1 protein-coding gene is annotated in these 2,051 nt (G+C 63.6%); it reads right to left on the reverse strand.

What is annotated here, in order from left to right:
• Positions 1-2,051, reverse strand: a 2,051-nt coding sequence (locus EOA27_RS33730) for a penicillin-binding protein 1A (protein WP_145970730.1), incomplete at both ends; no start/stop codon positions are given.

The following is a 2,051-nucleotide window of genomic DNA, read 5'->3' on the forward strand; positions in this document are numbered from 1 at the left end:
GTCGTAGCCCATGTAGAGACCGACGACGAGGTTCGGCGTGAAGCCGATGAACCAGGCGTCCTTCTCGTCATTGGTGGTGCCGGTCTTGCCGGCGATGTGGCGGCCGAGCTCGCCGATGGTGGCGCCGGTGCCGCGCTGGACCACGCCTTCCATCATCGAGGTGATCTGGTAGGCCGTCATCGGGTCGAGCACCTGCTCGGAATTGTCGACCAGCTCCGGCTCGGGTTGGTTCTTCCATTCGGCGGCGTTGCAGCCTTCGCAGCCGCGCTCATCCTGCTTGAACACCGTCTTGCCGTAGCGGTCCTGGATGCGGTCGATCAGCGAGGGTTTGATCGATTTGCCGCCGTTGGCCATGATCGAATAGGCCGAGACCATGCGCATGACGGTCGTCTCGCCGGAGCCCAGCGCCATCGGCAGATAGGGCGCCAGATGATCGTAGACACCGAAGCGCTCGGCATATTCCACGACCAGCTTCATGCCCATGTCGTTGGCGAGCCGCACCGTCATCAGGTTGCGCGACTTCTCGATGCCGGAGCGCAACGTGGCCGGGCCAGCGACCGTGCCGTCATAGTTCTTCGGGGTCCAGGTGGTGTTGCCGCTCTGGATGGTGATCGGGCCGTCCATGATCACCGAGGCCGGCGTATAGCCATTGTCGAGCGCGGCCGAATAGACAATCGGCTTGAACGAGGAGCCGGGCTGGCGCATCGCCTGGGTCGCGCGGTTGAACTCGGACTGCGCGTAGGAGAATCCGCCGACCATGGCGAGCACGCGGCCGGTATGCGGATCCATGGCGACGAGACCGCCCTCAACCTCGGGCACCTGGCGCAGCATATAGGTGTTGTCGGAACCTTCGTTCTTCTGCACGAAGACGACGTCGCCGGGCTCCAGCACTTCCGCCGGAGACTTCGCCCTGACGGACTTGCCGTTGACGAAATGGCGCATGGCAAAGCCCATGTCGTCCTTGCTGACGGTGCCCTGGACGCGGTCCTTGACCAGCTCGCCGGAGACCTGGCGCGTCGGCTGGATGCCGATGGTCAGGCCGTCCGCCGAACTATCGAGCACAACGGCAAGCTTCCATTCCGGCACGTCCTCTAGGCCCTTCGCGTTACCGAGCGGCACGCCCCAGTCGCCGGAAATGTCGATATGCGTGACCGGACCGCGGTAACCGCGCAGCATGTCGTATTTGAGCAGGCCGTTCTGCAGCGACTTGCGGGCGATAAGCTGGATGTTCGGATCGAGCGTGGTGCGCACCGACAGGCCGCCCTCATAGAGCGCGTTCTCGCCGTAGCGGGCGATGATCTGGCGGCGGACTTCCTCGGTGAAATACTCGCCGGCAAACAGATAGGAGCCATTGCGGCGCGGCGTCACGCCAAGCGGCTCGGCCTTGGCCTTGGCGCCCTCCTCGCGGGTGACGTAGCCATTCTCGACCATCTGGTCGATGACCCAGTTGCGGCGCTCGATCGCGCGGTCAGCATGCTTGAAGGGGTGATAATTGTTCGGGCCCTTGGGCAGCGAGGCGAGATAGGCGGCTTCCGCGACCGTCAGCTCGTTGACCGACTTGTCGAAATAGGTGAGCGCGGCACCCGCGACGCCATAAGCGCCGAAGCCGAAGAAGATTTCGTTGAGGTAGAGTTCGAGGATGCGGTCCTTGGAATAGGCCTGCTCGATGCGGAAGGCCAGGATCATCTCCTTGATCTTGCGCTCGTAGGTCTGGTCCGAGGTGAGCAGGAAGTTCTTCGCCACCTGCTGGGTGATGGTCGAAGCGCCGACCTGGCGCCGGCCCGAGCCGAGATTCTGCAGGTTGACGATGATGGCGCGGCCGAGGCCGGTTACGTCAATGCCGGGGTGGTTGTAGAAGTTCTTGTCCTCGGCCGACATGAAAGCGGCCTTGACGCGGTCCGGGATGGCCTGGATCGGCAGATAGAGGCGCCGCTCGCGCGCATATTCCGCCATCAGCGAGCCGTCGGAGGCATGAATGCGCGTCGTCACCGGCGGTTCGTATTTGGCCAGAACCTCGTAGTCGGGCAGGTCCTTCGCGACATGGCTGATAT

This window comes from Mesorhizobium sp. M2A.F.Ca.ET.037.01.1.1 (assembly GCF_003998075.1).
Taxonomy (GTDB): Bacteria; Pseudomonadota; Alphaproteobacteria; order Rhizobiales; family Rhizobiaceae; genus Mesorhizobium.